The sequence below is a fragment of the Bacteroidota bacterium genome (assembly GCA_018698135.1).
Taxonomy (GTDB): domain Bacteria; phylum Bacteroidota; class Bacteroidia; order CAILMK01; family JAAYUY01; genus JABINZ01.
Map to the genome: position 1 here is coordinate 1 of JABINZ010000158.1, position 6106 is coordinate 6106.

Annotated in this window: 2 protein-coding genes; both read right to left on the reverse strand. The window is 35.9% G+C overall.

The features are described 5' to 3' along the window. On the reverse strand, positions 1-3194 hold a 3194-nt coding region (locus HOG71_10300), incomplete at its 3' end, for a PKD domain-containing protein (protein MBT5991228.1). Between the two features lie 4 nt (positions 3195-3198). After that, positions 3199-5982, reverse strand: a complete 2784-nt coding sequence (locus tag HOG71_10305) for a T9SS type A sorting domain-containing protein (protein ID MBT5991229.1) — start codon at positions 5980-5982, stop codon at positions 3199-3201. Positions 5983-6106: the final 124 nt, after the last annotated feature.

A 6106-nucleotide genomic window follows, 5' to 3' on the forward strand; every position in this document is an offset into this window, starting at 1 on the left:
GGGAAAATGCTCACATTTGAAGAATTACTTTCCAAAATACCAATGCCTTGAAGAATGTTTAAAAATGCCGGTTTTGTTACACTATCACTGCAATGTTCATCAGTGCTTACTTTTAAACTAATGTCGTAAAAGCCTGAATTAGAAAATAGGATGAGTGGCCTTTTAATCGTGTCGGTTTGCCCATTATCAAAATCCCATTTCCATTTAATTATATCTGCCATGTGGCTGTTACTCCAGTCGTAAAACTGAATATTAGCAGGAGCATACTCCACCAAAGAATTGGCTAAAAAATCAACAGCAATTGTATTAATATGGATAAACACCGAATCTTTGGCAAGTTTGCAGATACTATCCTGCGTTCGGACTATTAACCAAAAACCCTTATTCTTGATATCTTTCGTGCCATGTAAATAGTGCACACTTAAGTTTGAATCGCTGCCCACTATCAATCCATCTGAAGAAGTTGACTTTATCCATTTTAGCCCTTGCGCAAATTCTAATTGAGCGGTTTTTATCAAATTTTCTGTGCTACAAATGATGTTATCCTTACGGTTGATTTCAACGAAGCTTTTTCCAAAGTTCAGGCTAATGGAATCGGAAAATGAACAAGAATTTGAATCAACAAAGGTGTATTTGAAAGTATGGTCACCATTTAAAAGGGAAGCATTGAAGAAACTATCATTTACAATGGAGCCCGACCACAAGCCTCCTTTAGGATACCCAATTAGCTTAACCAGCTTGTATTCATGGCAAAATTCAGTTTTATTAATTTCGGTTTTTAGCTGAAGGGAAGAAGAATCAAATGGGTAAACCTGAATAGTTGCTGTATCGCGTCCATAACAACCCTTCTCGAAAATGGTATAAATAAGCTGATGAGTTCCAGATCCGCTTTTTGCCGGATTGAAGGTGTTTGTATCTGTAATTCCATTGCCAAACCACTGTCCACCATAGGGAGTCCCTTTTAATTGAATGCTATCTGCATTAATGCAGAGATTTGGGTATTGCCCTGCCACCGGTAAATTGGTTTGTATGAGAAGTAAATCTTTTTCATCGGTTGTAATACAGCCGTTTGTATCGATTACTGAGTAAAAGAAACGGTAGTTAATTTGATCGCCATATGCATTTTGGGCATCAAAATAATAATCTGAACCAATTTTCAATACATAATAACCAACCCAGTTGAAGGGTAAATTAGTTGGGCTGCCTGATAACTTTATCATCCCATCTGCCGAACAAATGGTGTCATCTAAACCAGCATTCACAGGCGGAACTGAATAATTAATTACCTCAACACTATCTACTAATTTACATCCTAAATCATCAACTACTTCGCAGCTATAGGTACCCTGATCTATGACATAAAAAGAAGGCGAATAGCTGAGGATATTTGATGATGACGTTTCTCTCCAGATATAACTGGCTGCTGCTGCATCATCTGGCTTATAATTCACAGCAAGTTTGGTGGTTAATTCAGGACATTTTAATACATCAAGGCTGATTGCCATGCTAATTTGATCATATAGTATTTGCATGGAATCGGTATGGCTGCAGCCTGAAGAATCCATAACCGTGAAAAATAGTTTTTTATCAGCATTAACATATATTTTTCTAATGAGTTGTAATGAATCTCCATTTTCCCACCAAAAACGTGTGTTTGAACCATTATTAAAAATGGACGCTGTAATTTGAAGTGAATCTTTTTTGCAAAAAACAGTATCACTTGATAGATCACAAAACAAAGCAGATTCCTGAACAACAAGCGTATCATATTCAAAAGTAGATCCGCATTTTGATGCTTTTTCTAATTGAATAATATGAGAGCCAGGAGAGTAATAATGGCCAATAAATGACTTTTTATTGCTGAGTAACTTATTGGATGTTAAATCTGTCCAGTAGTAGTTCGTATTTTCAGCCGAAGGATTGCTTACATCAAATAAATAGTTTCCGCAAGAAATATTCGACAGACTGATATCACCTGCCTCATTTCCGCAAACATAAATCTGAAATCCTCTTATTGTATAGCCCCCTAATGGGCATTTATTGTCATTTACGGTAACTGAGAATTGATGTGGATACGTACTGACATCATTAATGCTTGGCTTCCATTTTAAAATGGCGTAGGGATGTTTTTTAGTCGTATCATAGGTTTGCCAAGTGGCTCCTGCCAAATTATTACTCCAGGATAATTTTAAGTAGTCTGCTGAATCGCTATCAAAGGTGATAAAAGTAAAACTAACCGTATCGTTATAGTGAACTCCTTGAATGGACGTGCTAAATAATATAGGAACACTGTTTGTCGGACAACTGATTACATGAAGTTGGAAATCTCGCATCAGCTCCGATATTTTAGTCATGCTGTCATTGATCATTCGCCATTCACATACTTTTACAGCTATAACAGTCACCTCAATTGATTGCGCTCTAAAACTAAAATCACCACTAATCGGATCTAAATGAAAACCTTTGGGAGATGGTATATTGGCGACAGGAAATCCCCAAAAATCGATAGGTTTATCGTAGCTGTATTTTCCGGAATAGGAAACATCTGTACTATCTGATGTCATGGCTGATGTAATTTCTATACTGATTGAATCCATAGAATTACCACCTATATTTTTGTCCTGATCGCTTAATCCAAAATTATAGATATAATCTTGTGATACACAAGCAAACATATAGGGGGGAGTAGCTATAACCGGGGAACTATTGCAAGGTGTCAGGCATCTGTCCAAAATACTTTCAATATAGAAACTATTGTTAGCAGGACCTGTTGTGATATAGGAATTCCGGCAACACATGCTATACGAGAGTTTTATTTTGCAACAGCTTCCTGCATTATTCAGCACTATTAATCCGATAAAATTATATTGCTCAATGCCATAGGGAAATGAGCAGGATGAAGTTTGGCATCGACTACAACCATTTGCACAAATAGGTGTAACGTCAATAGGTGATGGTTTGTTAATCCGTATGTTGAAGATCACCGAATCCGTATTTGCACATATTGCAGGAATATTTGCTGAACCAAGTTGAACTCCATTGCAATCTCTGTAAATTGTTAGTGTTACTAAAAATGAATCCTGTCCCACACAAGTCCAGCTCATTTCTCCACCAGCTATATGCGATGCAAAACTGCTGAAATTCATACAAATCAGCATTAAAATAAGGAAAAGGACAGTGTTTTGTCTTTTCATCAGATTATTTGATAATCGTTATTTTTCGATAATAAGAAATGCCATTTATTGCCTCAATTTTCAAAAAGTAAAAACCAGAAGGCTGATTAATAGCCTGAATGTGTATTTCGCTTTGAGAATTAGCAACATAGCGATCAAGTATTTTCCCCTCCAAGTTAAGTAAAGAAACCGAATTAATGAGTATATTGGAATTTACAAACTTGATAATGAGTTCTTTATCAGTTGGATTGGGATAAATCATGATCTGGCTTTCATCAAGTTCTGCAATGGAAATGTTTTGCATGCTGTGGATGAAGTCTTTCTTTAAAATGCTATCGCTACAGTTTTCGCTTGAAATTATTCTCAAGCCAACATCAAAATAGCCAGTGTCCTTATAGCTGTGAAAAGGATTCTTATCCCAAGAAGAAGAATTGTCTCCAAATTCCCAAGACCAGCTCGAAACAGTAGCTGCATGACTGCTGCTTTCATCCATGAAATAAATGCTTAATGGTGCGGATCCGCTAGTCGTATCAACCGAAAAATCAGCTTTGACTTCATTAATATCAATGAAAACAGAGTCCCAAGCTTCTTTGCAAATGGGATCGGTGGTTTTGATTTTCAGCCAATAACCCTTATTGATTTTGTCGTTTGTTCCCGAAATATATTTTATGTAATTGCTGGTAATTGAACCGATATAAGTACCGTCTGAGAAGGGTGACTTTATCCATCTTATGCCATTTGCAAACTTATATGTTGCATTTACAGCTAATTTTTCATCAGTACATATAATTGTATCATTAGGATTGATCTTTACAGCAGCATCTCCAATGTTAACAATAATTGAGTCGTAGAATGTGCAGTTGTTAGAGTCAGTATAATAATACTTAAATATATTTTCACCATTGAGTGCAGAAGCATCAAAATAACTTCCGTTGATAATAGAACCAGACCAAATACCTCCAGAAGGAATTCCATTTAGTTTAACCAAATTAAACTCATGGCAAAACTCAAGTCTATTGTATGCTGTGGTTAATTCAAAAATATTTGGATCAAAATTATAAACGGTGATTTCTGTTGTGTCATAGCCAATACAGCTGTTTGTGATTTTAGAATATACGACTTTATGTTTTCCGGAACCGACTTTATCCGGATTGAAATAGGTGCCATTTTCAATGCCAGGACCACTCCAGCTTCCTCCACCTGGGATTCCTGTCAGCAAAAGCAATTTATCATTTGTACATCGACTGGGATAATTTCCTGCCTTTGGTTTGGGATTATAAAAATGAATCAGATTTATTGAATCAGTGGTTACACATGTATTATTATCAGTAAGTGTGAAGTATGCAATGTAAGCAACTCCTTGACCACTTGCTTTTGAAATATCGAAATAGTAGTCTCCATTAATATTAACCACTCCATTGCCTGTCCATTGATGAGCGTAATTTGTTGGACTGCCTGTTAATTTATATAAATGATCTTCAGAACAAATTGTATCATCCGAGCCTGCATCCGCTTGCGTTACAGTATAATTTAATACCTCAACTGAATCTTTTAATATACAGCCCAAATTGTCTTCTGCTTGACAAATATAGGTTCCTGGCTCAGTTACATTAATTAGTCGATTTGAATCAAATACCATCAAAGATGGAGATTGAAACCATTGATAGTTCACGGAGTGACCTTTGTCATGGTAAAAATTAACCCACAAATCTTTACCAGATTCGGGACATTTATACCCAACTGAATAGAGATACAATGAAATGTCATCAATAAATATCTCAATAGAATCGGTATGTTGGCACATGGTGGAATCTTCAACCGTAAAATATATTTTAGTATCCGAATTAATAAATACACGAATGCTTTGATTTGTTGTATCACCTGTACTCCACCAAAAACGAGTGTTTCCTTTGTTGTTGAAAATGTTCGAAGAAACTGTGATGCTATCAGGACTGCAAATTATTGTATCCGGTGATAGTTCACAGTATAAAAAGGAATCGGTTACAATAATGGTATCGTAACTGTAATAATTATTACATGATACAAGCTCTAACTGGAGTGGATATGTTCCCGGAAAACGGTATCCTTTCGAAAATGTTTTTTGATTAGAAAGCATTTTATTGCTGTTCAGATCAGTCCATGTGTATTTATAGGCAGCATGAGTTAGATTGCCAATATCAAATGAATAATTTCCACATCCATAATCAGTTGATATAATATCACCTGTAGATTGCTTCTTAACATTAATTTGGTAGGTTTGAGTAGATGAACTATTTTTTGGACAAGCATTATCTTTAACAGTCACCAAAAATTCGTAGGGAATAGAACTCGCATCTTGCTGATTTGGAATCCACGTCAGTGTGGCAGAAGGATGTTTTACTAGGTTATTGCTATCCGACCAGATTGCACCGGGAATAGCATTGTTCCAACTGATCAATAGCGTGTCACCGGTGTCATAATCATAAGTTGTTATTTTGAAACGAATGGTATCTAAGGCACATACTTCCTTGTAATATGGACGAGATAAAGTTGGGGCATAATTATTTGGACAATTTATAACGATTAATTGGATATCTCTTCGGGTTTTGCCTATCACTGTCATTACTCCATTTATTTTTCGCCATTCTTTTAGCTGAAGTGCAAGTATTGTTTGCTCTATTTTCATTGGCCTAAATGAAATGTAACCAGTTTGATTATCCAAATGGAATCCACGTGGAAAGGGAAGATTCGCACTTGGGAAACCCCAGAAATAGATTGGTTTGTCATAAGTATATGATCCAGAATAGGATATTGGACTGTTTGCAAACAATCCTGTCCTAAATAAATTTCAGAACGATAAGAATGTCTAAATCAAGATAAAAAAGGATTATAATTGATGATTTTCAAAAAGCACCCCCTGTATATGTACTTGATTTCTAGTAGGAGGATCTTCA